At 56.4% G+C, this 23827-nt stretch carries 25 protein-coding genes; 7 read left to right on the forward strand and 18 right to left on the reverse strand.

From position 1 onward, the window contains the following. Positions 1 to 43 precede the first annotated feature (43 nt). Both phnF and Q1B13_RS02000 read left to right on the forward strand, forming a co-directional pair. A complete protein-coding gene (gene phnF, locus Q1B13_RS01995) occupies positions 44 to 763 on the forward strand; it encodes a phosphonate metabolism transcriptional regulator PhnF (RefSeq protein ID WP_299077593.1) in 720 nt (239 codons plus the stop codon). A 309-nt stretch (positions 764 to 1072) separates the two neighbouring features. Beyond that, on the forward strand, positions 1073 to 1510 hold the full coding sequence (locus Q1B13_RS02000) for a BLUF domain-containing protein (RefSeq protein ID WP_299077596.1): 438 nt from the start codon (positions 1073 to 1075) through the stop codon (positions 1508 to 1510). Positions 1511 to 1751: 241 nt separating this feature from the next. Here the strand turns inward: Q1B13_RS02000 and Q1B13_RS02005 are convergent, their stop codons facing one another. The 5 genes from Q1B13_RS02005 to phnC all read right to left on the reverse strand — a co-directional run bounded on the left by Q1B13_RS02005 (position 1752) and on the right by phnC (position 6400). Continuing rightward, on the reverse strand, positions 1752 to 2369 hold the full coding sequence (locus Q1B13_RS02005; RefSeq protein ID WP_299077599.1) for a chloramphenicol acetyltransferase: 618 nt from the start codon (positions 2367 to 2369) through the stop codon (positions 1752 to 1754). Beyond that, positions 2369 to 3682 carry a phosphonate ABC transporter, permease protein PhnE gene (gene phnE / locus Q1B13_RS02010; RefSeq protein ID WP_299077603.1) on the reverse strand — a complete coding sequence of 438 codons (1314 nt, stop codon included), beginning with the start codon at positions 3680 to 3682 and terminating at the stop codon, positions 2369 to 2371. Before phnE (Q1B13_RS02010) ends, Q1B13_RS02005 begins: the two co-directional genes overlap by 1 nt. Beyond that, on the reverse strand, positions 3679 to 4554 hold the full coding sequence (gene phnE / locus Q1B13_RS02015) for a phosphonate ABC transporter, permease protein PhnE (RefSeq protein ID WP_299077608.1): 876 nt from the start codon (positions 4552 to 4554) through the stop codon (positions 3679 to 3681). Before phnE (Q1B13_RS02015) ends, phnE (Q1B13_RS02010) begins: the two co-directional genes overlap by 4 nt. A 63-nt stretch (positions 4555 to 4617) precedes the next feature. Then, entirely contained in the window at positions 4618 to 5526 is a 909-nt protein-coding gene (gene phnD / locus Q1B13_RS02020) for a phosphonate ABC transporter substrate-binding protein (RefSeq protein ID WP_299077611.1), read from the reverse strand. Between the two features lie 58 nt (positions 5527 to 5584). Then, the gene (gene phnC / locus Q1B13_RS02025; RefSeq protein WP_299077614.1) at positions 5585 to 6400 is read right to left on the reverse strand and encodes a phosphonate ABC transporter ATP-binding protein; all 816 of its coding nucleotides are present in this window, start codon (positions 6398 to 6400) and stop codon (positions 5585 to 5587) included. Positions 6401 to 6620: 220 nt separating this feature from the next. Here phnC and Q1B13_RS02030 point away from each other — a divergent pair, with 220 nt between their 5' ends. Continuing rightward, the gene (locus Q1B13_RS02030; RefSeq protein WP_299077617.1) at positions 6621 to 6914 is read left to right on the forward strand and encodes a hypothetical protein; all 294 of its coding nucleotides are present in this window, start codon (positions 6621 to 6623) and stop codon (positions 6912 to 6914) included. Between the two features lie 29 nt (positions 6915 to 6943). On the opposite strand, the gene Q1B13_RS02035 is transcribed toward Q1B13_RS02030, so the two are convergent. From Q1B13_RS02035 to Q1B13_RS02090, 12 genes are all read right to left on the reverse strand, one after another. Then, positions 6944 to 7612, reverse strand: a complete 669-nt coding sequence (locus tag Q1B13_RS02035) for a phosphodiesterase (protein ID WP_299077620.1) — start codon at positions 7610 to 7612, stop codon at positions 6944 to 6946. A gap of 280 nt (positions 7613 to 7892) precedes the next feature. Continuing rightward, a complete protein-coding gene (locus Q1B13_RS02040; RefSeq protein ID WP_299077623.1) occupies positions 7893 to 8150 on the reverse strand; it encodes a hypothetical protein in 258 nt (85 codons plus the stop codon). Positions 8151 to 8189: 39 nt separating this feature from the next. Further along, positions 8190 to 8894: a NapC/NirT family cytochrome c gene (locus Q1B13_RS02045; protein ID WP_299077626.1), complete on the reverse strand. Its 705-nt coding sequence runs from the start codon at positions 8892 to 8894 to the stop codon at positions 8190 to 8192. A 24-nt stretch (positions 8895 to 8918) separates the two neighbouring features. Further along, on the reverse strand, positions 8919 to 9368 hold the full coding sequence (locus Q1B13_RS02050) for a nitrate reductase cytochrome c-type subunit (RefSeq protein ID WP_299077629.1): 450 nt from the start codon (positions 9366 to 9368) through the stop codon (positions 8919 to 8921). Between the two features lie 26 nt (positions 9369 to 9394). Beyond that, on the reverse strand, positions 9395 to 11884 hold the full coding sequence (napA, locus tag Q1B13_RS02055) for a nitrate reductase catalytic subunit NapA (protein WP_299077632.1): 2490 nt from the start codon (positions 11882 to 11884) through the stop codon (positions 9395 to 9397). 27 nt (positions 11885 to 11911) lie between these two features. Further along, positions 11912 to 12157: a chaperone NapD gene (locus Q1B13_RS02060; RefSeq protein WP_299077635.1), complete on the reverse strand. Its 246-nt coding sequence runs from the start codon at positions 12155 to 12157 to the stop codon at positions 11912 to 11914. Continuing rightward, positions 12154 to 12717: a ferredoxin-type protein NapF gene (locus tag Q1B13_RS02065; protein ID WP_366870864.1), complete on the reverse strand. Its 564-nt coding sequence runs from the start codon at positions 12715 to 12717 to the stop codon at positions 12154 to 12156. The genes Q1B13_RS02060 and Q1B13_RS02065 overlap by 4 nt, the downstream gene beginning before the upstream one ends. A gap of 612 nt (positions 12718 to 13329) precedes the next feature. Continuing rightward, entirely contained in the window at positions 13330 to 14388 is a 1059-nt protein-coding gene (locus Q1B13_RS02070) for a 2Fe-2S iron-sulfur cluster-binding protein (RefSeq protein WP_299077638.1), read from the reverse strand. Between the two features lie 7 nt (positions 14389 to 14395). After that, positions 14396 to 14881, reverse strand: a complete 486-nt coding sequence (locus Q1B13_RS02075) for a hypothetical protein (RefSeq protein WP_299077640.1) — start codon at positions 14879 to 14881, stop codon at positions 14396 to 14398. After that, the gene (locus tag Q1B13_RS02080) at positions 14878 to 16128 is read right to left on the reverse strand and encodes an aromatic ring-hydroxylating dioxygenase subunit alpha (protein WP_299077643.1); all 1251 of its coding nucleotides are present in this window, start codon (positions 16126 to 16128) and stop codon (positions 14878 to 14880) included. The genes Q1B13_RS02075 and Q1B13_RS02080 overlap by 4 nt, the downstream gene beginning before the upstream one ends. 9 nt (positions 16129 to 16137) lie before the next feature. Next, positions 16138 to 16401, reverse strand: a complete 264-nt coding sequence (locus Q1B13_RS02085; protein WP_299077646.1) for a hypothetical protein — start codon at positions 16399 to 16401, stop codon at positions 16138 to 16140. Further along, positions 16398 to 16988, reverse strand: a complete 591-nt coding sequence (locus Q1B13_RS02090) for a TetR/AcrR family transcriptional regulator (RefSeq protein ID WP_299077649.1) — start codon at positions 16986 to 16988, stop codon at positions 16398 to 16400. Before Q1B13_RS02090 ends, Q1B13_RS02085 begins: the two co-directional genes overlap by 4 nt. Positions 16989 to 17202: 214 nt before the next feature. On the opposite strand from Q1B13_RS02090, the gene Q1B13_RS02095 reads away from it, so the two are divergent. The 4 genes from Q1B13_RS02095 to Q1B13_RS02110 all read left to right on the forward strand — a co-directional run bounded on the left by Q1B13_RS02095 (position 17203) and on the right by Q1B13_RS02110 (position 22308). Then, positions 17203 to 17394 carry a hypothetical protein gene (locus Q1B13_RS02095; RefSeq protein ID WP_299799674.1) on the forward strand — a complete coding sequence of 64 codons (192 nt, stop codon included), beginning with the start codon at positions 17203 to 17205 and terminating at the stop codon, positions 17392 to 17394. Between the two features lie 140 nt (positions 17395 to 17534). Further along, complete coding sequence (locus Q1B13_RS02100) at positions 17535 to 18188, forward strand: glycine cleavage T C-terminal barrel domain-containing protein (RefSeq protein WP_299077652.1); 654 nt, start codon at positions 17535 to 17537, stop codon at positions 18186 to 18188. Between the two features lie 403 nt (positions 18189 to 18591). Next, positions 18592 to 20361, forward strand: coding sequence for a sigma-54-dependent Fis family transcriptional regulator (locus Q1B13_RS02105; RefSeq protein ID WP_299799677.1), 1770 nt, complete (start codon positions 18592 to 18594; stop codon positions 20359 to 20361). A gap of 147 nt (positions 20362 to 20508) precedes the next feature. Then, positions 20509 to 22308, forward strand: coding sequence for an NAD(P)/FAD-dependent oxidoreductase (locus tag Q1B13_RS02110; protein WP_299077658.1), 1800 nt, complete (start codon positions 20509 to 20511; stop codon positions 22306 to 22308). Positions 22309 to 22934: 626 nt separating this feature from the next. Here the strand turns inward: Q1B13_RS02110 and Q1B13_RS02115 are convergent. After that, positions 22935 to 23825 (reverse strand): 2-dehydro-3-deoxygalactonokinase, encoded by an 891-nt coding sequence (locus tag Q1B13_RS02115; protein WP_299077661.1) that lies wholly within the window; start codon positions 23823 to 23825, stop codon positions 22935 to 22937. Between the last annotated feature and the right edge of the window lie 2 nt (positions 23826 to 23827).

Genomic DNA, 23827 nt, shown 5'->3' on the forward strand with positions numbered 1-23827 from the left:
CTTATCAGATTAACGTCCCCGAGACAGAGGATTTTTGTGAATTTTGCGTGACAACTCTGCCAAGACCCCGATCTGGAAAGCCATCGCTGATACCCTTCGCAGTGATCTGGCCGAAGGGCGCTACATCCCCGGTGACAAGCTGCCCACCGAAGCTGCCTTGGCAGAGCGCTTTGGCGTCAATCGCCACACGGTGCGTCATGGCATCTCCGCCCTTGTCGGTGAAGGGTTGATCCGTACCCGCCGTGGTGCCGGGGCTTTTGTTGCCGCAACCCCCACCGATTATCCCATCGGAAGGCGGGTGCGGTTCCACGAAAACCTTATCGCCGCAGGCAGAAGACCGGAAAAGCGCGTACTGGATGTGGAAGAGCGCGCGGCGACAGAAAGCGAAGCTAGGGCTTTGCATATCGCAAGCGGCGACCCGGTCTGCGCCTATCACGGGCTGTCATTGGCCGATGGGCAGCCCATTGCCGTGTTTGAGAGCTTGTTTCCACTCGCATACCTTCCGGATATCCGTACCGCGCTTGGAAAAATCAGCAGCGTCACCGAGGCACTGCGCGCGGTTGGCGTGTCTGACTATACCCGCGCCTCCACACGTTTGACCGCCGTGCGCGCAACGGCCACCCAGGCGTTGCATCTGCAACTGGCCGAGGGTGATCCTCTGCTCAGATCATCAGGCGTCAATGTGGATGAGACGGGCCAACCGGTGGAATATGGCCGCACGTGGTTTGCCGGGGACCGAGTGACTCTAACTTTGGAAGCATGAGTACCCTGAATGTTGGAAAGACTGCTATGCGGGGCAAACCTGTCATTCGTCGCGAGCGAACGAATGTATGCAAGCAGTAATGACTATTGCTACAATCATCTAAATGCTTTCCCGGCTTGTTCTGGCTGTTGGTGGATTGTAGCGCAGTGCTAAATAGACACAAGCAGTGCGGCAACACTGGTGACCACTAAGCCCTACACTGTTTTTTCATGGTTTGAGCACCGTTCTGCCCAGATCCCCGCGAATAAAAGATTATTGACCTTGTGACCACTTGCTCGCAAGTCTGCTGAACGTTGATGGGAAGAACCAATGAGCCTCACTCGCCTGATATATTATAGCCTGCGCAATCCATCGGTAAGTGCAGATGTACCCAAGCTGATTGAGACATCTATCCGCAACAACAGGGCAATGAACGTCACGGGTATCCTGCACTACAACAAACACGCTTTTTTGCAGGTTCTTGAGGGCCATCGCGCCGAGGTCAGCGCGATCTATCACCGCATCACCACAGATACACGCCACATCAACATTATTCTAGTCGAGTGCGTCGGTGTGAACGAGCGAATGTTTCCCCATTGGTCTATGGCTCTGCATGAAGGCATGGACGATACGACCAGAAGCGTATTCCTTAGATACTTTGGTAGCACCAAGGTAAATCCGGAAACAGTTGGCCCACAAGAACTGCTGAAAGCACTGCAAGAACTGTCAGCTGATTTGAAACATAATCTACCCGCCGAATCGGACTGATTTCAGTTTCATCTGATGTCAGCGCTTCTACTGAGCAAGACTCCGTTGATGTGACTATGGATTGTTAGGCGTGGGCCTGATCTGGTGGATCCGGGATCAGTCATTCAGGCACCCTCAATTCTGTTCCTCACGAGGGGTGACTGGTGAACCATGCATCACGGCGGGCGTCGATGTGGACCGCGGAACTGGTAAAATGGGCTCTAAGCAGTCATCTAATGTGGTGCAAACAGCCAGAATCTGACTATCCCCCGTATCGCTCCAGAAACGCTTCGGCCTCAAGCGCGCGGAAATCCTCCAGGGCCAGTCGCAGCGCGTCGTGGGGCCAGTCCCACCAGGCCAGCGCGATCAGGCGCTCCGCGATCTCGCGCGGTTGGCGCAGGCGAAGGGGTCGCGCCGGCGTGCCGGCGACGATGGTGTAGGGATCGACGTCCTTTGTTACGATGGCACCAGCAGCCACGACCGCGCCATGGCCCAATTTCACTTCTGGCTTGACCATCGCGGCCGCGCCAATCCATGTGTCATGGCCGATATGAGTGATCCGGGATTTTCTATGAGCAAAGAACTCTTCGTCATGCCCGGCATCGTCCCAGTAATCCCTCGAGCGATAGAGGAAATGGTGGCAGGACGCCGTGTGCAACGGGTGATCCGACGCGCCGATGCGGGACAGGGCCGCGATATTGGCGAATTTGCCGATCTGCGAATTGGCGATATCAGCATGGCGATCGCAATAACTGTAATCGTCGAACACCGAATGCGTCACGCGACTGCCTTTGCCGATCTCCACATAGGCGCCGAATGTGCTGTCGGTAATCTGGCAATCGGGGTGGATAACGGGGGTGTCCTTGGAAAGCCGCGCCATCAGTCTTTCCGCCCGATCAGCTTGCCGCGCAGCCAGCCCGAGAACCAGTCCATGAACATCACCATGACCACAATCAGAACAATGTAATAGGCGACTTCCTCCCAGTCCTTTTGCGTCTGGATCGCCTGGGTCAGCATCAGGCCGATGCCGCCGCCTGTGATCGCGCCGATGATGGTGGCGGACCGGGTATTGGATTCGAGGAAATAGAGGATTTGCGCCAACAGCACCGGCACCACCTGCGGGATCACGCCAAAGCGATACCGTTGCAGCGGCTTGGCCCCGGTGGACGTCACCCCCTCGATCTGTTTCTGGTCGACGTTTTCCAGCGCCTCGGAAAAGATTTTGCCGAATGTGCCGGTGTCGGTGATCAATATAGCCAGCGCGCCAGTCAATGGGCCGGGCCCGAACGCGCGGGCCAGCACCACCGTCCAGATCAACGCATCCACCCCCCGGACAAAATCAAACAGGCGGCGTGTGGCGGCGCGGATCAACATGATGGGCGAGAAGCGTTTGGCGGCGAGGAAGGCCAAGGGCAATGCGATGATCGCCGCCCCCATTGTCCCAAGGAATGCCATCAGGATGGTCTCGCCGATGGCCCAGGCCACATCCTTGTGGCGCCACATGGCGTTGTTCCACCAGTCCGAGACGGCCCCCGCGATGTTTGAGCGGGTCGGGTCCAGCCGCTCGCCAAACAGGATCGTGCCGACCCCTTGCCCATGGTACGGGCTATCGAGGGTGAACCAGAACAGTTCCCAGCCGGGAAAATAGTTGAACACTTCCGTCCGCGCGCCGGTCAGGGTGATGCGCCCTTCGGGTGTGGTGATGCCGATGCGCCGTTCCGAGGCCGAGATCCAATCAGGAACATCCTCGGGAAGGTTGCTCGTCAGGCTACGACCCTCGGCTTGTACTTCAAGCATTGGGAAGCCGGGGATCTCAATCTCGGTCCGGCTATCCGGGAGGTAGCGAACGGTGTGATCGCCGCCAAGGTCAATGGTCAACACCTCATCGCCGCTGACCCAATCGGGGCGCATGTTATCAGGGTACATGCCTTTGCGCTCGCCTTCGACGGAATAGGTAATTTCGCCTGATAGGTTGTCGCGCGTCACATGAACCTTGTGCGACCAGCTGTCAGAGGCAAGCGTGACAGCGTTGCCCAGGCTGGCCCGCTGCGCAAGACCAGGCAGATCGAATGCAAAGAAGATGTAGACAAGGTAAAGCGCGATCATCGCCGGAATACTGAACCCGATAAGGCGCTTGCGCTGGAATAGCTTTTCAGCGGCGAGCTTGGTGGTGCTCAACTCCGTCGCGGTCATTGGCCCTGCCCTTCTGTCAATCGGTTGCGGTAGCGGCTGGAGACCTGGTCGAAAAAGACGATGGTGCCAAACAGGAGAAGGAATATAGCCGCCGCGTCATCAAAGCGGCCTTGTCCCCACCCCAGTGCATTGCGAAGCTCGTAACCAATGCCGCCGGCACCGACAAAACCGAGGATGGCAGAGGCGCGAATGTTGATCTCGAAGCGCAGCAAAGTGTAGCTGACATAGTTTGGAGCCACCTGTGGCAACACCCCCAGTAACATGCGCTGCGACCACGTGGCCCCAGTGGAGGCGAGACCTTCGATGGGCTTCAAATCCGTATTCTCAGCGACCTCCGAGAACATCTTGCCAAGGGCTCCGGCGGTATGGATCGCGATAGCGATCATCGCTGGTACTGGGCCGCCACCCAACACGAAGATCAGAACAAGCGCGATAACGATCTCGGGTACCGCGCGCATGATGTCTGATATCCGGCGGAACAGTGGGATCAGGCGTGGCCATTTGGCCAAACCACGTGTCCCGAGCAGTGACAGGAACAAGCCGCCGATAGCGCCAATCAGGGTGGAGACCGCCGCGATGTTGATGGTCTCGATCAGCGCCGGGAAATACTTTGCAATCAGGCCGGGCAGATCGGCGCGCTTTTCCCACGCCTCTGACATAACGTCTGCCGGGTAATCGCCAACTTGATGCAGGCCTTCCCAAAAGCCACCTGCATTGCGGTTGCCGGCAATGTTAAAGCCCGAGACCATCAGCACAACAAAGATGAGAAGCGTCAGCCCGCCATACAGCCTGCGGCGCTGAACTTGCGCACAATAACTAGACTGAATACTGTCCACGCTCTGCGGCGCGACACCCATAGTTGCGTCAGACATCCCCAACCCCCCAACAAAGTACCGGCGGTCCCGAAGGACCACCGAACGCGTCATAGAAATGACTTAGCCGCCAATTTTCGCGCGCCGTGCGCCGACGATCGAGGTGTAGGCATCATGTGTAATCGGGTCAAAGCCCTGGATTTCTCCGCCGCCCACGCCATAGGCGCATTCGGGATCGGTTTCCCCCAGCGTGTCCATGATATTTGTAACGCTGGTGCGCACGACGTCAGGCAGTGCGTTGCGCATCACAATCGGCTCGCCCGGGATCAGCTTCGAACGCCAGATTTCGGTCAAGTCGTTCATGTCGACAAGACCCGCATCTACCGCTTTGCGCAGCGCACCAAAGTTGTATCCGTCTTCCCAGTTGCCTTGGCCATCAGCCCAGGTCACCCCGGCGTCAATGTCACCATTCTTCACCGCAAGGATCGTCTGCTCGTGGCCACCTGTGAACTTGACCTCGCCGAAGTAGTCGCCGCTGTCCATCGACGCGCCGGTGATTTCAGGGATCTCAATGGATGGGATCAAGTAGCCGGAAGTGGAGTTGGGATCACCAAAGCCAAAGACCTTACCTTGAACATCTTCCAGGCTTGTCAGACCACTGTCGACGCGCGCGAAGCCAATCGAGTGATATCCGATGGACCCGTCAAGGTTGACCTTCACCAGGATAGGCGAAGCAGCTTCGGGATCAGCAATATGGAGGGCCGCATAAGAAGAAGGACCGAGCAGGGCCAGATCAATGCTGCCACCCAGAATGCCCTGAATCACACCGTTGTAATCCGCTGGCGCGAACATTTTTACTTCGACGTTCAGTGCTTCGCTGATTTTGTCGGCCAAACACTGGTTGTTTGTCAGGCGGTCCTGTGCGTTCTCGCCGCCCAAGATGCCAATGCGGAATTCGGTGATCTCTTCGGCAAATGCGCCGGCGCCGAGGGCGGTGGTGGCGGCAAGCGCCAATGCGAGGGTCTTTTTCATCGTTGTCTCCCTTGGGTTTGATGAAGATGGCCCGCGCGATGCGCGGGTGGATACTGGCTCAGACGTAGGCTTCCGCTTCGCGGACCTCGGGCCTGTCCAGTGTTTCGATTTCGGTTGATGTGGCCGCTTCGGAAAAATCAGCACCCGCGCCATAGATGTCGCGTGCCACGCCAGTGGTCAGTTGGGCGGGCGTTCCATCGAAGACGATCCGGCCGTCGCGCATTCCTATGACCCGGTCGCAATAGCGCCGCGCCGTATCCAGCGTGTGCAGATTGGCGATAACCATGCGGCCATCTTCTTCGTGGATCGTGCGCAACGATTGCATCACCACTTGCGCATTCATCGGATCAAGCGAGGCGATGGGCTCATCGGCCAGAATGATCTTGGGATCCTGCATCAAAGCACGGGCAATGGCGACCCGTTGCTGTTGGCCGCCAGACAGCGCCTCGGCACGTTTGGAAGCCTGTTCGGCGATCCCCAGACGATCAAGAATTTCAATGGCTTTGTGAATGTCGGATTGCGGATAGAGGTTGAACATGGTCGCGAAGGTCGACCGCCTGTTCAGCGTGCCATGCAGCACGTTCGAAACCACGTCCATTCGGGGCACCAGGTTGAACTGCTGAAAGATCATCGCACAGCGGGATTGCCAGCTTCGCTTGGCGGCTCCCCTAAGCGCGGTGACGTCTTCACCCTCAAAGGTGATTCTGCCGGCGGTCACATCGCTGAGGCGGTTGACCATGCGTAGCAATGTGGACTTGCCTGCACCGGATCTTCCGATTATCCCGATCATGGTTGGCTTGTCGACCGATACATTCGCCGCATCAACGGCTATCTTGTCACCGAACCGCTTGGTCAGCTTGTCAATCTGTAGCATGTCGCCCCCACTTCCTAAGGGGCGGATAGAGGGTGAGAACTACAGTTTCATGACAGCTTTGATACAGTTTGTTTAAGGCTGTGTGACGGAAATGTGATGGCCTTTGCCAGTGTCCGGGCGCAGCCCGACAGCACAAAGCTTTTGCTACAGTTTAGACTTCTTACACACAGACCGTCATAAAACTGTTACACCTTGCACCGTGTCTAGATAGGTTTTGTGTATGATCAACCGTGTTGTTGTCATCGTGGCCATGTGCCTCTCGCTACCGCCGCTTGCTCAGGCGCATATGACAGATGTCAGCTGCGATGATAGCGGCCGAATGACGCGGATGTTGACAGACGTCCTTGGTGCCGAGCGTCTGGGCATGGGCTTGCGCGACCCTGAAACAATGCTGGAGGTCTGGGTCACGCGTAGAAACAGCGACTGGCTGATTGTTCAGAGCTACGCCAACGGCACCTCCTGCATCATCGCCATGGGCGACCATTGGCAGGGTTCGCAAGCGAACCCTGCCTAGGCGTCTTTATCGCAATCAGTGGATGCGTTTCACTCCGCCGCAACTGGCTTGGCCCAGTCGTCCCAAGCGGTACTGGTGTTAAAGATGGGTCCGTCCCATGTGAAGGGAATCTCGTGAATGACTGTGTCTGCGTCGTCTGCGACGATCACGCAGTAAGACGGAGCCATCGGCGCGCCCTGCAACAGATCCCGCTTTGACAAGTCAAGCAGGAACTGATTTCCGGTCGAGCGGACAGAGCAAAGGGAATGCCGCATCGAGGCCGTGAACGAATGCAGCACATGACCAAGATGGATATAGTCGATGCGGCCGCGATGCTGCGTCAGAAGGCGGGCAAGCGATGCATGGTCCTCAGGGATCAGGGCAATATTGTCTTCTGCAGGCAGACCAAGTGGCATGACATTGTGGTGCACGAAAATGCGCGCACGATCGCAGGTCTTAAGCTCGGCCGCCAAACAGTTGCGACGTGTGGGACAAAAATGTCCGGCATGTGCACGCGGGGTCGTCGTGTCGAGATAAATCAGGCGAGTGCCCTCCACCGTTTCGGCGTAGTCGATGAACCCGTCGGCGCCTCTTGGATGGTCTGGGACGGCTGCCAAAAAGTCCGCCCTGTCGTCGTGATTGCCGATTTGCAGACGCAATGGGCACGGTAGATCGCACAAGGCCCTCTGTAACGCGGCATAGGCGGAAGGCTCGTCCAATGAGCCAGGTCACCGGTTATGATGATCCGTGTGGCATCGCTATGGTGCGCGCGCACTTCGTCAAGTGCTTGCGCAAGGCGTCGGAGGGGGTTGAGCCCGCCCATGCGTTCGCCGGGAACGGTCAGGTAAATGTCTAAAAGACCGGGATCGCGGCAGGTGCAATGTCGCTCGGCTCTTATGCGAGAATTGAACGGCCACATGAAGCCGGACGGGTGCGCACGAGCGTGGTGACGTCGGGGCCGTGTATCCGGTTATGAAAGACAGGCGAGCTTGCGAGATTTCAGACAGTTGTACCCTTGATGCGGATTGCGGAGCCTAGGACGCCCGCAGCCGCGCCGACAAGAAGCGAGACCAGCAATTCCAGCATATTGACCTGGGCAAGTTGAAACTCCGCGAAAACTAAGGTTTCTATTGCGCCCACGGTCGCACCAATGGCCATGCCCAACATCCAGTTGCGGGTCATCATCCCCAGCGCAACGCCCAGAATCCCGGGCAGTCCCAGAACATTGGCGCCAATAGTTCCCAACAGGTTTAGCATTTTTTGGCTCCGGTCTTTGTGGCGCGCGTGGCGCTGGTTCTATGGGATTGACGTTTCAAGATAGTCCTTGATCACCACCGCATCGACGGTGTCATGTGCTTTGCGTATCGAAGGATCCCTGGCGGCCAGACGGTCCACCAGGTTCTCGTATCGTTGCTGATACCCGGGCGGCAGGTTGTGCGCGATGCCCTGATGGCAATCGATGCAGGTCATGTCGTTGTCGATCGCGCGCTGATGCTCAGCTGCGGCGCGGGTTTCCTGTATGGTGAAGTCCATGTATTCGAAGTTGTGGCAGTTCCGGCACTCGCGGCTGTCCGACAGCTTCATCTTGGTCCAGACCGCCTCTGCCATTTCCAGACGATGTTCTTCGTATTTCTCCGGAGTGTTCATTGTGCCTGCGATCTCATGGTAGACATCCTTGACCGCCATGACCTTAGCCTTGATCTTGTGCTGCCATTCATGCGGCACATGGCAATCTGAGCAGATTGCGCGTACGCCCGAGTGGTTGTTATAGTGGATGGTCTGACGATACTCGCCGAGGTTTGTTTCCATCGTATGGCAACTGGTGCAGAATTCCTCGGTGTTGGTCATTTCGAGCGTCCAGTGAAAGCCACCCCAAAACAGGATGCCCGCCAGAAACCCGGCAATCAACGTGAAGCCGACGCTGAGCACCGCCGTGGGCGACCAGAACCAATCCCACAACCGCAGAATGATATTGCGTTTCTCTTCCGGTTCGTCTGTCATTTTCCGATGCCTCCCACGGCCAGATCAACGCACAGCTGGCGACGAAGGTACAAAAGTGTTGGACACCAAGGGGGCGACATCTGCCTGCGGTACGTGGCACTGGTTGCAAAAGTACCGAGTGCCAGCGATGTGGTCCGTCTCCATTCCGGAGCGGTCCAGATAGTGAGTCATCGAAAGCGTCGGTGCGTTGCGTTCACCTGCCTTTGACCAGTCATGGCATGACAGGCACTGGTTGACGCGCAGATCCATCTGGTACTGCGCGATCGAATGCGGGATCAGCGGAGGCTGCTGGCGGTAATTGCGCTGCATCCTGCCTTCCTTGCCCTTCCATTGGAAATCAGGACCAAGGCGGTTGGGCGCATTCACTGGATCTGTTCGCAGTGCCGTCACCTGCGCCTGCTGGGCCAGCGCATAGCCGCCGATCCCAAGCACGGCAGCAATGCCCAACGTGCCGATCAAGGAAAATGTCTTCATGTCATCCACTCCTATTCTGGCACCGATCAGGCGCGTTCCACCTTGCAGGCGCATTTCTTGAAATCCGTTTGTTTGGACAGCGGGCAAGTGGCGTCCAATGTCAGCTTGTTGGTCAGTTGCCCTTCATCAAACCACGGCATGAACACCAGCCCCGGCGGCACTTTGTTGCGCCCCTTGGTCGCCAGTTTGCTACGTACCTCGCCGCGGCGGGTTGCAATTGTGATCTCTTGTCCATGCCGCAAGTCGCGTGCCTTGGCATCCTCGGGATTCATGAACACCACAGCGAGTGGGAAGGACCGGTGCAATTCGGGCACCCGCCTGGTCATTGTGCCTGAATGCCAGTGTTCCAGCACTCGACCTGTGCAGAGCCACAGATTGAATTCGGCATCCGGCATTTCGGGCGGGGCCTCGTAGGGGGCAAAGATGATCTTGGCCTTTTTGTCAGGATGGCCATAGAACTGCACCTCGGACCCCGCTTCGACATAGGGGTCGCTGCCTTCGCGGAAGCGCCAGCGCGTTTCCTTGCCGTCGACCACTGGCCAGCGCAGGCCGCGTTCTTCGTGGTATCTCTCGAACGGGGCAAGATCGTGACCGTGACCGCGCCCGAAGGACGCGTATTCCTCGAACAGCCCCTTCTGGACGTAGTAACCAAAGTGTTCCGCGTCGTCGTTTGGGTAACCGTCAGCGGTTTCAGACATCGGATAGGCGTCGACCTTGCCGTTCGCAAAGAGCACATCATACATTGTCTTGCCGCGCGCATCCGGCATCTTGTCCAGCAACTCATCACCCCATACCTCTTCGACCGTGAAGCGTTTGGAAAACTCCATCAGCTGCCAAAGATCTGAGCGCGCTTCGCCCGGGGCTGTTACTTGCTGGCGCCAGACCTGTGTGCGTCGCTCGGCATTGCCATAGCATCCTTCTTTTTCCACCCACATAGCGGTGGGCAGGATGAGGTCTCCGGACAACGCCGTTACGGTAGGATAGGCGTCGGACACCACGATAAAATTGTCCCCGTTCCGGTAGCCGGGATACCCTTCTTCATTGAGGTTCGGCGCGGCTTGCATGTTGTTGTTGCATTGCACCCAGTAGGCATTGATCAGCCCGTCCTTGAGCGCGCGGTTTTGTTCGACCGCGTGCAGGCCCACCTTGTCTGGGATTGTTCCTTCGGGCAGTTGCCACAGTCCTTCGGCATGGGCGCGGTGCTCGGGGTTGGTCACCACCATGTCGGCAGGTAAGCGGTGCGAGAACGTGCCTACCTCACGCGCGGTTCCGCAAGCCGAGGGTTGGCCCGTAAGCGAGAATGGCGAATTCCCAGGTTCGGAAATCTTGCCGGTCAGCAGATGGACGTTGTAGCAGAGCGAGTTAACCCATCCGCCGCGTGTGTGTTGGTTAAAGCCCATAGTCCAAAGGCTCATGACCTTGCGGTTTGGATCGGCGTACTGCTGTGCCAAGCGTTCCAGCTTGTCGGGTGAAACGCCTGACATTTCCGTGGCTTTTTCAAGTGTGTATTCGGCCACGCTCGCCGCGTACTCATCAAATTCGATGTCGGTTAGTTTGCCGCTGTTGGGATGTGCTGCCGCCTCTTGCAACGGGTTGTCTGCACGCAGCCCGTAGCCGATGTCGGTTTCGGTTTTGGTGAAGTTGACGTGCTTTGACACAAAATCTTCGTTCACTGCGCCGTTCTGGATGATGTAATTGGCGATATAATTGAGGATTACCATATCCGTCTGCGGATTGAACACGATACCATTGTCAGCCAGTTCGAACGACCTGTGCTCGAACGTCGAAAGCACATGCACCTCGCATCCCGGTTTGGTGAGGCGTGTGTCGGTAAGGCGTGACCACAGGATCGGGTGCATCTCGGCCATATTGGAGCCCCAAAGCACGAAAGTATCCGCAGCTTCGAGGTCATCGTAACAGCCCATCGGCTCGTCGATGCCAAAGGTCCGCATGAAGCCCACCACTGCCGACGCCATGCAGTGCCGTGCGTTGGGGTCAATATTGTTGGAGCGAAATCCAGCCTTCATCAGCTTTGAGGCTGCGTAGCCTTCGTACACCGTCCACTGCCCTGAACCGAACATACCGATAGCGTCGGGGCCCTTGGCCGCCAGAACCGCTTTCCATTTCTCGGCCATGATGTCGAAGGCTTCGTCCCAACTGACAGGTTCGAATTCGCCGTCTTTGTCATAGACACCGCCGGATTTGCGCAAGAGCGGTTGCGTCAGACGGTCGGAGCCGTACATGATCTTGGACAGGAAATAGCCCTTAACGCAATTCAGGCCGCGATTGACTTCGGCTTGCGGGTCGCCCTGTGTCGCCACGACGCGACCATCTTTGGTCCCAACCAGCACCGTGCAGCCTGTGCCGCAGAACCGGCAGGGTGCTTTATCCCAGCGAATGTCCGGAGGTGCAAACTGCGCCGATGCGGGGCCGGAGAGCGGAATTCCCGCCGCCGATGCCGTTGCTGCTGCGGCGGACGCTTTGAGAAAGGTTCTGCGGCTGTCGGAAAGGGTCATGGCATGAGTCTCCGCGAAAGGTTGTGGCTACGTGGCTGCCGAAAGGTCTTCGAAATGGTGATAGGTCAGCGTCAAAGAAACGACGCCGTCGATTTGGTGCAGGTCCATGATTGTTTCCGACGCCAAGCGATCACTGGTGTCTTCGACCACAACCACAAATCGCCCGCCCTCGTCGCGGGCGTGTATCTCGACGCCGGGGGTGGTACCGATTGTTTCTGCGGCATCCTGAACACTGTGCGGGGCGACATGAATGAGGCAACCACAGATGTTCATGCTGCGGACTCATCTGCTTGTTGGGTGTCGTGCACAAAGGCAACCGCGTCCGCTGGGCACACAGACGCACAAGCCCCGCATCCTGTGCATACCATTTGGTCTAGCAGGGGTTCAGCACGCCCGCCTGTCATCAACTGAAACCGGATTGCGCTAACCTCGCAGGCATCCTGACAACTGCGGCAGGCGATCCCGTTCAAAGAGAAACAGGTTGGCGCAACAGAAGCGCGCCAGGGCCAGTCGGTCACGGCATCGGATTGCAAGGCACCAGTAGGGCAAGTCTCGGCGCAGGCACCGCAAAAGGTGCAGCTGGAGTGCGCCAAGGACACAACTGGGCGGCCCTTGTTGTCCGCAACAATGATACCTTCGGGGCACGCATCATGACATAAAGTGCAATCTTGGCAGAGACGCTCGAAGTCGTATGACATCGCGCCCGGTGGCCGCATAATGTGGCGGTCTTGCGCAGCGTCGAGCATCTCACCCCGTAGGAACCCACGCCGGTTGAGCTCAGGTGCAGTCGCGTCGTCGGAATGTTTTGTGGGCCGTCGAGAATCTAGACGCATTTGCGTTCAGTGTTGATCACGAGCTAGTTTGTGTCGTCGCGTCAAATTGTCACGATTCACTATAATTCTGAACGGACATCTTGACCTCCGGACAATAATGCAGGTGCGCTCGAGCGCCGGAAAACTGGTCTATGATACGTTAGAATCGACTTGCCCCGTGTGAGCGTTCGACAAGAGAAGGGCATGGCACGTGGTACACACCAAATCATCGCTGTGTCGAATAGTTGGGTGCCTTTTCCAGGGCAGACCACACTGCTTTCCGCGCGAAAAAAGGATCTAACTAAGTGCGACTTGCCTAACGCACCACACCGAGCGTCGACCCGAAAACTGACATCGATGAGTTTTGCAGCATTGGTCACTATGGGCTTACCGCACACGTTCCCTGCGGGGCGACTCGACTAGCGGTAGTAGCCCCGACCAGACCTTCACCGCCATTTAGTGCTTCGCTCATGCAGAAAGCTACGAAACGGCAACAAACGGACATCCAGCGCTGCTTTGTGAAATGCCAAGAAGTGGGCAAAACAGACTTTCGCTGCACTTGCCCCAATTGGCAGCTATTTGCACATCGTGTCTGTCGAGATTGGTAGCCAGCTTAACACCATTGCCGCGTCTCTAATTGTCAAAGCTAATGCTAAGTTCATCTGAGGTAGCGAGACTCTGGCAGGATAGTATATCTCCTCGGGTGACATCGCTGTCTTCTAGAGCCATTCGCGCGTGCATGTGGACCTGACCCTTTGTAAGACGCGCTTTGCAGGCGCCGCACACCCCGGATTGGCAGCTGAAAGGCGGCGTCAAACCAGCCGACAATATCGCGTTCAGGAGGGTTTGATCGGCGGCAACGGGAACCTCGTATGTCGCCCCGCCCAGTTCAACTTGGGCATTGGCGGCGATACCCGTCACACTGGAAGCTGTGACTGTCGCCCCTCCGAAGCTTTCCATATGAATTCTGTTTGCAGGTACATCCAATGCCATCAACGCGTTGCTCACGTCCGTATTCATCGCTCCGGGTCCGCAAATCCAATATTGGACATCTTGCGCCACAGGCGGGGTTTCCGTCACGGCGACCTTTATGGCTTCGGCATCCACGCGCCCTTTTCGCCAGGGGCTGGTCCAACTCCACAGCGAGGGTGCCGACAGGACATGGCGCAATGTGAACCGGGTGGCATGATCACTTGCCAGTTTGTCCAGTTCTTCGGCAAAGATGATGCTTTCACCATCGGCGTTGCCATAGATCAGATGAGCCACTGAATGAGGTTCTTCTTTGAGGACAGCATTGATCATTGCAAAAAGCGGCGTGATGCCACTGCCTGCGCCAAAGAAATAGTGGGTGCGACGTTTCAGCGGATCCGGTGTCAGGGAATACTGACCGAATGGCGGCATGACATCGACCGTATCGCCGGGCTTTAGATGGTCACCGATATGATTGGACACCAACCCACCGGCCACCCGTTTTACCGTGATGCGTAGAGGGGCACCCGGTGGGTTGGAAATAGTGTAGCTGCGGCGTTGCTCTGTGTTGTTGAGGTGAAAGCGCAGAGTGACATGCTGCCCTGCCTGCCAGCTAAAGGTCTCGGCCAGATCAGCGGGCAGATCAAAGATCACGCTTGTGGCTTTGCCTTTGATCTCGGGCCGGATTTCAGCAACGTTCAGTGAAAAGAAGTTGGGGGTCATGGCATCCTCAACGATAATCAAACGTGGTGTCGAGAGATCGGATTGCCAGCCGACCAACTTGGGAGATGATGAAAAACCTATCCGTCTGAACCATCGTTCCCGTTGCGTCACCCCAGATGTAGCCAACACGGGTTGTGGCGGTGACACGCGTGCCGTCCTCGGTGATCGCCGAGGTAATCGTGGGCGCATCGCGCTGTGTTTCCTTGTATCCCTGCATCGCGTCGGCCAATTCCGGGTCTTGGCTCCAATCAGAAAGCATTTCCCAATCGGCCACCGGGTATGAGAACTGCTCATCCGGGTACCCGAGCCCGAATTTGATTGTGACAGAGTGCACGGCCTTCGGGTGCCAGTCCTTCCACGTCGCGGCGATTGCTGTCTCATCTGATGCACCAAGATAGCGCGTCGCCAAGTCCTTGGGTTCGTCTGACGGGCTGGCCAGGACCAGACCAGTTGCCAGGATCGTTCCGATCAGGGTTGCAAAAATACGTTTCATTTTCTTTCCAAATTCAGTGGAGTGGCGGGAGTTTTCCGAACAGGCAATTGAGGGAATGGCCCATTTATGCCCGAAGGCACCTGGCTAGTCCCGGCCTGTTGTGTCGCAAAAAAGTCCAGGATCGCTTGTTGGTGACTGACAACCGGGCTCTCTCCGTTGGCGGCTGGGCCGACCTCGAAATACGGGCTGGTCAAAGACTTTTGCTGTTGCTCGCAGGCGTAAATATCTTCGGCCGTGAAATCACCTGACGCCATTGGATCATCTTCGCCGGTTGCATCGCCGTCGGGATATTTCGGTCCACCGAAATCCTTCCAGAAGCTCCAACTGCTCCACTCCTGTTTCTGAAACTCCCACCCTGAGGCATTCGCCAGCTTGGTGCGGTTTTCCACGCGCGTCAGTTCAGGCCCCAAAGGCGTGAGAATGAAGATGTTCCAGCTGTCCTCACCGGCGCCAAGCCCGATTCCGGGAAACAGCATGGGCACCCAGGCCCCAATATGCGGCTCTGGTATCACCCGCGGTGTCGGCAGGTTTTTCTCCAATTCCGTTGCATAGTCGGGCGCCGGCGGCTCCCAGAAGTGATAATGCGGGCCCTTCCAGCCGTATTCTGCCCGCGCATGGTCATACATGTGCAGCGTGTTCGAATGCAGGTGGCTCAGATGGTAGACGTCGATGTAATTCTCGACGACGATCTTCCAGTTGGCCTTGATTTCATAGCTTCGCCGCGCATCGGGATATTCCACAAGATCTTCCGGTTTATGCGGCCCCAGCAGCGGATCAACCGCGCCGAACCACTCAACTAAGCTGGGTGGGTTTGGGTCGGGATGAACAAACAGCATGCCGCGCCAGATATCGACGCTGGCGGGTTTGAGACCGAGGCAGGATTTGTCGATTCCATCGGGATATTCCTTTGCCTCATCCGGAACCGAAATCAGGTTGCCCTCCAGATCGTATGTCCAGTCATGGTAGGGGCATGTCAGCGCCTTTTGCGTTTTCCCGACGGCCCGGATCAACTGGGTGCCACGGTGACGGCAGATGTTATGAAACGCGCGCAATCGGTGATCGCGCCCCATCACGGTAAAGATGTTGTTCAGCCCGGCCTGAACCGAGATGAAATGACCGGGCTCTGGCACGTCTTCGGCCAACCCGGCATAGCGCCAAGTGCGCGAGAAGATCTGCCTTTGCTCGCGGTCGAACCAGTCTTGCGACGTATAGGCGTCAACGGGAAGGCGGTGGTACATGCGGGTCATGGCAACCTCTTAGACAAGCCAGATGGCATAGGCGGGAAACAGGCTGGCGGCGATCATCATTAGGCCGAACACCGCCCAAAGGATCGCGACGGCCCAGAACAGAATCGGATCGTGTTCGCGCGAGATATCAAAGACTAGTGCGGTCTGGCCCGTCATAATTGACGGCACCAACCACCACAGAAACAGCAAGCCCCAAACCCAGTAGAGCCCCAGCACAGCCGCAACCAAAAGAACGGGCAAGGCCATGTGATTGACAAGGCGTCGGATGCTCATACGGTCACCTCAAGGCTGGCAGCAAGGATCGTTGCGGCCTGTTTCAGCTCTTCGCGCCAGACCTCGGGCGGATTTAGCGGGGTCAGAGAATCCAGGTTCACATATGTTGCAGAGATCCCTTGCGAAACCGCGCGGATCTGGGCAGTGGGCGCGTTCGGGGAATCCCGTTTCAACACGACCTCGATTACCTCAAAGAACTGTTCCAAGCTGTCGACAAGGGGCTGTCGCATTGACGGGTGATCGACGACGGATGTGACAAGCGACTGGTAGGCCAGCATTACGCGCGAATCATTGGGGGCAGATTTATCAAACAGCAGATCGATCAGATCAGCTGTTGTGCCCGTTGGCTCCAACGCGTCCCGAAAGGCGGTTGTCGCCTGCGCAAACCTGTCTACAACATGACTAATAAGGGCCCCGGTCATCTGGTCCTTGTTGCCCAAGTAGTGACGCAGGATGGGTCGTTTGACCCCGGCCTCAGTAGCGATGCGCTCTTGGGTTGCCCCCTCCAATCCGAAACGGGACACACAGGTGAGATATGCATCAAGGATCTGTTCTGATCGCTGGTCTTTAAGGCTGGGGCGGGGCATCGTTTCTCTCGTTTATTGTCGCATCTGACAAATAACTACTCTAAGTATATTGTCAATGATGACAATTAATAAATCTCGGTAAGAGCCGATGCGCCCAGGGCCTCGAGAGTTTACTTCAATGCATTAAGGTTTCTGGGTTTGTTTCCGCTTCAGGTAGCTTTCGTCGCATTGAATCCGTGTCGACCTCTAGTTTGCCAAAAAGTTTGTCGACCCAATGGATGGCCCCGGATGTCAAAAGAAAAACCTCTGGCACCACAATCCACTCGCCAATCCAGACACCGCCGGAACGCTCGTGCTGGTGCAGGGTCAATTCGCCATTCTGCTCGGCGCGTTGACGGCCCAGTCTTCCGACAGCCTCGCCAAACTCTTACGCCCGTTGGTTCTGCTTATGCGCCATTGCGGATGAGGCACCCCGGCCCGTTTCATGGGTTTCGGTGATGTCGGCGATGTTGATTTGTCGAATGAAACTTTCCCGGTCAACAGCCTACAGCATTTTACATCGGCGACACGCCCGTCTTTGCACAGCGTCTGTCCTGCACTGGTGAGTTGGGTTGGCAGGTTTTCATCACACCCGACTTTGCCGAGCATGTGTTTGAAGCCCTCTACGCGGCGGGTGCGCCGCTGGATCTGCGACTGGTGGGCGGCGAAGCCTTGAATGCTCTGCGGATCGAGAAAGGCTTTTTACACTGGGGCCATGATATGTCTTACACTGAAGCACCTCATCAAGTTGGCCTGGGGTTTGTCTGTAAGCCCGAAAAGGCTACCCCGTTTATCGGGCGTGACGCTTTTGTTATTCGCAAGGCTGACGGCAAAGGCCCATTCCTGTGTCACATCAAATTGCAAGATGCCAGCCCCCTGCTCCATCACAACGAACCTGTGCTGAAAGACGGAAAAGTCGCAGGCTACATAGCGAGTGGTGCCTATGCCTATGCGCAAGGTGCGGCCATCGGGACCTGTTTTATCAACACAGAAGACCGGGCTACGGTCACGCACGGAGCGTTTGCTGTCATGGTAAAGGGGCAGGCCGTTCCGGCGACCGTCAGTTTGCATCCTTTTTCCAAGCCCCAGCTGTCAAACCTATCACTCAACACTTCACAAGGATTCGGCGGATCTGAGTTTGGCCATTATCCGGTTGTCTCACTGCGCTCAGAACGTAGGGATCAACGCTTGATCATACGACTACCAATGTTCTCAGAATAAACATGACAACTTACACATCAATGTCCGCGCTCAACTGAATGAGATATCCTCCCGGCGACCGCAGAAAATGGCCGCTTCGCGCCGCAGTGTTTCGCAGCGTTGCCGCCAATTGAACGTGACCAACAGACTAAGTACGGTCAAGGTCGCTTTTGCGCGGCTTGCTTGAATTCGACCCGGTCGTGATTTTTGCACTTGCCGCAAGTGGCCGGCAAGAGGGCTGCCGGTGCAGCGTTCGTTGGTTTGGGCCAACGACAGGTTAGGGCCATTCGCAGCGGAACTAACCATCGGCCTTCTCTTTGCATTATCGGTGGCGAGCACCGAATACTGTGGCTTTGATGAGCGATTTGCCGACTGTTTGGCAGACGAAACTTGAGCGTAGGAGCGAATCCATCCTCATGCTACTTTGAAGAAGGTTTTGAAGGATCGAAAACCGTTGGATCGCAACCATACAAACGAGATTGACCGTGTCTTGAATGGGTTCGACACAGGACGGGACCGTCTTGTTGCAGACAGCTGGCAGCGCTGTGTTGAAGCCTATGGTATGGATCCCACGCGACTAGAACCTGCGCACATCCTTCCTGACACCCAGTTTCGTGAACACCTGGAACAATCTGAACGTCTTATCGCGACGGCGCGCTCGGGATTGCAATCGCTGTTTGCACAAGTCGCAGGGCAGAACTACGTCTTGCTGCTTGCAGATGCGGACGGCGTCTGCGTCGATTTCTTTGGCGATCGGAGTTTCGAGGATGAGCTCAGAAATGCCGGGCTTCATTTGGGATTCAAGTGGACGGAAGAGTTGGCAGGTACAAACGGTGTGGGGTCTTGTATCGTCACAGGCCAACCGGTGACGATACATCAAGGAGATCATTTCTCAATCACTCATACGCCCCTCTCCTGTACGGCGGCACCGATTTTTGATACCAAAGGCGGGCTTGCAGCTGTTCTAGATGTGTCCTTGTTGCGCGGACCCTCACCCAAGGCATCGCAGAATCTGGCCATGACGCTGGTGACGAATTCCGCTCGTCGGGTGGAGATGGCGAACCTGATGGCGTCGACCCGTAGGGATTGGGTTCTGCGCTTCTCGGCCAGCCCCGAGTTTCTTGAGGTCGATCCTGAAGCGGCGGTTGCGGTGGATGGAAGTGGCAAGATCATCGGTATGACCTCGGGTGCCCGCTGCGCGCTGGACCCGGGCGGTTTGGGTCACCTGATCGGTTCGCAACTGCAGGACTGGCTTGAAATCAGCGTTGATGACATGCCCGAGTTCATGCGTGGGCGCCCGTCCGAGGAACGTGTCCTGCACCTCAAGGACGGGCGCGCGCTCTATGGTCATGCCGTCGCGCCGCAGACGCCCCAGATGACGGACGCACTTCGAAAGCGAGAACCAGTTCTGCCCGGTGCCCTTGGCAGTTTTGCAGGGCCGGATGCCAACCTGCAGCGACTACTGAACAAAGCAGCACGACTTGCGCCAACAAACCTCCCACTTTTGCTGACCGGCGAAAGCGGTGTTGGTAAGACAAAGCTGGCGCGGGCCATTCACATTGCCGACCCTGCAACACAGGAATTTCATATCGTGATCTGCTGCGACACAGAGACCTTCGATTTTTGTCACGCGATCGAAGCCGGAACGCTGTTTTTGCGCGGAGTCGAAGACCTGAGCAAACCTGGCCAAGCCTCTCTATTGGCGGTGTTGGAGCTGCGGGCCGATCTTCGGATCATTGCCTCGTGCAGGCAGGCCCCAGCCTTATTGCAGGGCAGTCTGCGCGAAGACCTACTGCATCGAATTGCCGGTGCCACACTGTCCTTGCCACCCCTGCGCCATCGCGCAGATTTGGATTGGCTGATTGATCGCCTGCTCAGACGGTTTGCCAGCCATGACATTCGCCTGTCCACAGCTGCGCGTGCTGATCTAAAGTCACGGCTGTGGAGCGGGAATATTCGTGAACTGGAACATCTACTGCACAGCACGGTCACCTTGTGTCAGGACAACATCATCGACTTGACCGATTTGTCCGCCCCCGTGCTTGCTGCTGAGCAAGAGCAGGCAACAGATGATCTGGATGCACTTTTGCGAGCGTGCGATTGGAACATGTCGCAGGTGGCGCGGCGACTTGGAGTGAACCGGTCAACAATTCTACGTCGCGTTCGAAAAGCCGGGCTCATACCGCCTGCATAACGGCATTTGCACTGTGTTGCGCCCTTGTTGCAGGCGCAACAAGCAATAGTGTTTTTGGGTCGCGTAAAGCTATGACCCGGCAATATCGCTTGCCCAATGGGAGGCGGATTTGTCAGCCTTCTGTTCCGTGGAGACAGGGAGGATGATATGCTCGACACAACACTCTCGGATCAGGTCCAGGGGTTTCTGGATGACTTTGGGGCGGCCTTGTCCGGTGGCGACATCGATGCCGTTTGCGATATGTTCCAAGACGATTGCTATTGGCGCGATCTGGTCAGCTTTACCTGGAACATCAAAACCGTAGAAGGTAAGGATCAGGTCGCTGACATGCTTTCGCATCAGCTGGTCACAACCAAGCCGAGTGGTTGGAAAATAGCCGAGGGTGAGACCCCCACCGAAGACGGCGGCGTGACCACTGCATGGATCGAGTTTGAAACCGAAGTGGCACGTGGTTATGGGCTGCTCCGTCTGAAGCGTGACAAAATCTGGACGCTATTGACCACGATGGTTGAGCTTAAGGGGCATGAGGAGCCCAAAGGGTTCAACCGTCCGCTTGGAGCCAAGCATGGTGCAGGCAAGCATCGAACCACGTGGGCAGAAGAACGGGGGCAGGAAGAGGCAGACCTGGGCTACACAACGCAGCCCTACTGCGTCATTATCGGCGGCGGTCAGGGCGGGATCGCCATGGGTGCGCGCCTACGCCAGCTTCGTGTGCCCACAATCATCGTCGAGCGGAACGATCGTCCGGGCGACAGTTGGCGTAACCGCTACAAATCACTCTGCCTACACGACCCGGTCTGGTACGACCATCTTCCTTATATGAAGTTCCCGGAAAATTGGCCGGTGTTTTCGCCCAAGGACAAGATCGGCGACTGGCTTGAGATGTATACGAAGGTGATGGAGCTGAACTATTGGACGCGCACGACGGCCAAATCGGCCGCGTTCGACGAAGGCAAGGGCGAATGGACCATCACGGTAGATCGAGATGGCGAAGAAGTAGTGTTGAGACCCAAGCAGTTGATCATGGCCACGGGCATGTCCGGCAAGAAACGCATGCCAGACTTCCCAGGTATGGATGTGTTCAAAGGCGAGCAGGTGCACTCTTCGGAACATGATGGGCCGGACAGATGGGCTGGTAAGAAGGTCGTTGTGGTGGGCTCTAACAACTCGGCGCATGACATCTGCGCGGCGCTTTGGGAAAATGATGCCGATGTGACAATGGTGCAGCGGTCCTCAACCCATATTGTCCGCTCGGACACTCTTATGGAAATCGGACTGGGCGATCTTTATTCAGAACGTGCGGTGCGGTCTGGCATGACGACCGAAAAGGCCGATTTGATCTTTGCATCGCTGCCCTATCGCATCCTGCATGAATTCCAGATCCCCGCTTATGCGGCGATGAGAGAGCAGGACAAGGAATTCTATGAAGGTTTGGAAAGAGCCGGGTTCTGGCTGGATTGGGGCGACGACGAAAGCGGGCTGTTCATGAAGTATCTTCGCCGCGGATCGGGCTACTATATCGACATCGGCGCCAGCCAGTTGATCATTGAGGGCGAGATAAAGCTGAAACGCGGTCAGGTGAAGGCGCTGGATGAAACAGGTGTGATACTTGATGACGGAACTCACCTTGATGCCGACCTAGTGGTCTACGCGACTGGATATAACTCGATGAACGGCTGGGTTGCCGATCTGATGGGCCAAGAGATGGCAGATCGGCTTGGCAAATGCTGGGGTCTGGGGTCTGATACGACCAAGGATCCAGGCCCTTGGGAAGGCGAGCAACGCAATATGTGGAAGCCGACACAGGTTCCAAACCTATGGATGCATGGTGGAAACCTGCATCAGTCCCGGCATTATTCACAGTTTTTGTCGCTCCAGATAAAAGCCCGAATGGAAGACATTCCAACGACTGTCTACGGTCTTCAAAAAGTACACCACTTCAATTAGAGCGTGCAACTTAAAACTCGGCAACCCTATTGGACAGGGCGGTCCTTGGCGGCGCCTGCGGGCACCACCAGCCCTGTCGAATAGCAATGCCTCGCCGCCTCCCGTGTTCGCCACATGGCAGATTGGCAGGAGCAAGCGGCTTCGCCGTCTGAACCTGCAAAACAGCGCTGATTTTTCGGAAGGTAAGTCAGATCAAAATGAAACATTCCACTGGACAATGAAATGGGAGCATTTGGGTCAATTCATGACGCAAAGGTCAAATTCAACCGATGTCCAACATTGGGGGCGCCGTCTGATGTCGAACATTCATCACATTTCTGGTGCAACTGTGACGGTTGGGTCAGGTTCGTGTGACGCTCAACAAAAGTGTCGGGCGACACATAGTTTTGTCATTCGACGGTAGCTAAGCGATTGATTTTAAATTGACGTTGATCTACCCGGCCCACAAAATTTAACACTTGCGACTCAAAAACCTTCCAATTCCTTGGAACGACCGGAAAGCCATTTTGGCCGTGAACGCCCTCATTGGTGCAGATCGTTTCTAGATCGCAAAAAGTTTGCACCAGCTCTGCTCTCCGACAAACTCAAGGCGATTGGCAATGTTGTCTTTAAGCACTGACACTCTGTTATTGGTGCTGATAAGCTGCCGTGAGCCCGCTCAAAGTCATTTCTGAAACCTCCACGGCCCTCCCACTAGCGCCCATAATGCCCAAAGCCGTCAGGTAGAGTTCGCACAGTGCTGGCGCTCCAATCAAAGTCACTGTTTGATCCCGCCAGTACTGTCTTACAGCCATCAATTCCTGACCGATCAAAAGACCTGAAAGAGTGGCACGAGCTTGCGCGCTGGTTTGCTTTCCGACCAGCATATCCGCACGGATTGCAAAAAGGCGACGCGGGACGGCGGAAGGATCATCGGTTGCGAAGCGAATTGCCGCCTTAAAGGCACAATCGCTCCACCCACCGTCAGGCATCGAGTGTGACAACACGGATGCTTTGGAAAAGAACGCGAATTGCTCGCCAGTCATACAGGTTTCAAATTCGATGATGGCACCATCCGTGACCCGGACCCATTTCGTATGTGTTCCTGGCAGGCAAACAATGCCGTGAAAATCGGAAACAAGATGAAGAAGCCCGGCAATCTGTGTTTCTTCCCCGCGCATGACATTGGCTGGTGATTGCTGCTTAACACCTGGAAGTATGCGTACCTCACGCGATGCGTTACTGACTCTGATTGCGCCCGCCCCAAGCTCATCAAGACGCGTTGGTGCCGATAAGTATGGGGCCTCACACCAACCTTGTGCGGCACCTGCCATGCCACAGATAATGGCTGGAACGTCTTGACCTATGCCCAGGTCATTCAGGCTTTCTTCAAGTACGCGACCAAAGTCACAGGGTTCAAGATTTGACATGCCAAATGGGCCATCGATCGAGGCAAGGGTGTTCCCGCAAGAGCCCAGCACCCACAGCCGAAAGCCAGTGGTTCCCCAGTCAACAGCAATCAAGGAAGGGTGAGACATAG

Source organism: uncultured Ruegeria sp., from assembly GCF_947489545.1.
In the GTDB taxonomy this organism is placed as follows: Bacteria; Pseudomonadota; Alphaproteobacteria; order Rhodobacterales; family Rhodobacteraceae; genus Ruegeria.

Excerpts from the sequence above, each read along its gene's own strand:
- Q1B13_RS02060 (WP_299077635.1), bottom strand. The coding sequence starts at position 12,157 with ATGAACATCTGTGGTTGCCTCATTCATGTCGCCCCGCACAGTGTTCAG.
- Q1B13_RS02000 (WP_299077596.1), top strand. The coding sequence starts at position 1,073 with ATGAGCCTCACTCGCCTGATATATTATAGCCTGCGCAATCCATCGGTA.
- Q1B13_RS02075 (WP_299077640.1), bottom strand. The coding sequence starts at position 14,881 with ATGAAACGTATTTTTGCAACCCTGATCGGAACGATCCTGGCAACTGGT.
- Q1B13_RS02110 (WP_299077658.1), top strand. The coding sequence starts at position 20,509 with ATGCTCGACACAACACTCTCGGATCAGGTCCAGGGGTTTCTGGATGAC.
- Q1B13_RS02090 (WP_299077649.1), bottom strand. The coding sequence starts at position 16,988 with ATGCCCCGCCCCAGCCTTAAAGACCAGCGATCAGAACAGATCCTTGAT.
- napA (WP_299077632.1), bottom strand. The coding sequence starts at position 11,884 with ATGACCCTTTCCGACAGCCGCAGAACCTTTCTCAAAGCGTCCGCCGCA.
- Q1B13_RS02050 (WP_299077629.1), bottom strand. The coding sequence starts at position 9,368 with ATGAAGACATTTTCCTTGATCGGCACGTTGGGCATTGCTGCCGTGCTT.
- phnE (WP_299077608.1), bottom strand. The coding sequence starts at position 4,554 with ATGTCTGACGCAACTATGGGTGTCGCGCCGCAGAGCGTGGACAGTATT.
- Q1B13_RS02005 (WP_299077599.1), bottom strand. The coding sequence starts at position 2,369 with ATGGCGCGGCTTTCCAAGGACACCCCCGTTATCCACCCCGATTGCCAG.
- Q1B13_RS02065 (WP_366870864.1), bottom strand. The coding sequence starts at position 12,717 with ATGCGTCTAGATTCTCGACGGCCCACAAAACATTCCGACGACGCGACT.
- phnC (WP_299077614.1), bottom strand. The coding sequence starts at position 6,400 with ATGCTACAGATTGACAAGCTGACCAAGCGGTTCGGTGACAAGATAGCC.
- Q1B13_RS02095 (WP_299799674.1), top strand. The coding sequence starts at position 17,203 with ATGGATGGCCCCGGATGTCAAAAGAAAAACCTCTGGCACCACAATCCA.
- Q1B13_RS02040 (WP_299077623.1), bottom strand. The coding sequence starts at position 8,150 with ATGCTAAACCTGTTGGGAACTATTGGCGCCAATGTTCTGGGACTGCCC.
- Q1B13_RS02115 (WP_299077661.1), bottom strand. The coding sequence starts at position 23,825 with ATGTCTCACCCTTCCTTGATTGCTGTTGACTGGGGAACCACTGGCTTT.
- phnD (WP_299077611.1), bottom strand. The coding sequence starts at position 5,526 with ATGAAAAAGACCCTCGCATTGGCGCTTGCCGCCACCACCGCCCTCGGC.
- Q1B13_RS02085 (WP_299077646.1), bottom strand. The coding sequence starts at position 16,401 with ATGAGCATCCGACGCCTTGTCAATCACATGGCCTTGCCCGTTCTTTTG.
- phnE (WP_299077603.1), bottom strand. The coding sequence starts at position 3,682 with ATGACCGCGACGGAGTTGAGCACCACCAAGCTCGCCGCTGAAAAGCTA.
- Q1B13_RS02045 (WP_299077626.1), bottom strand. The coding sequence starts at position 8,894 with ATGACAGACGAACCGGAAGAGAAACGCAATATCATTCTGCGGTTGTGG.
- Q1B13_RS02030 (WP_299077617.1), top strand. The coding sequence starts at position 6,621 with ATGATCAACCGTGTTGTTGTCATCGTGGCCATGTGCCTCTCGCTACCG.
- Q1B13_RS02070 (WP_299077638.1), bottom strand. The coding sequence starts at position 14,388 with ATGACCCCCAACTTCTTTTCACTGAACGTTGCTGAAATCCGGCCCGAG.
- Q1B13_RS02080 (WP_299077643.1), bottom strand. The coding sequence starts at position 16,128 with ATGACCCGCATGTACCACCGCCTTCCCGTTGACGCCTATACGTCGCAA.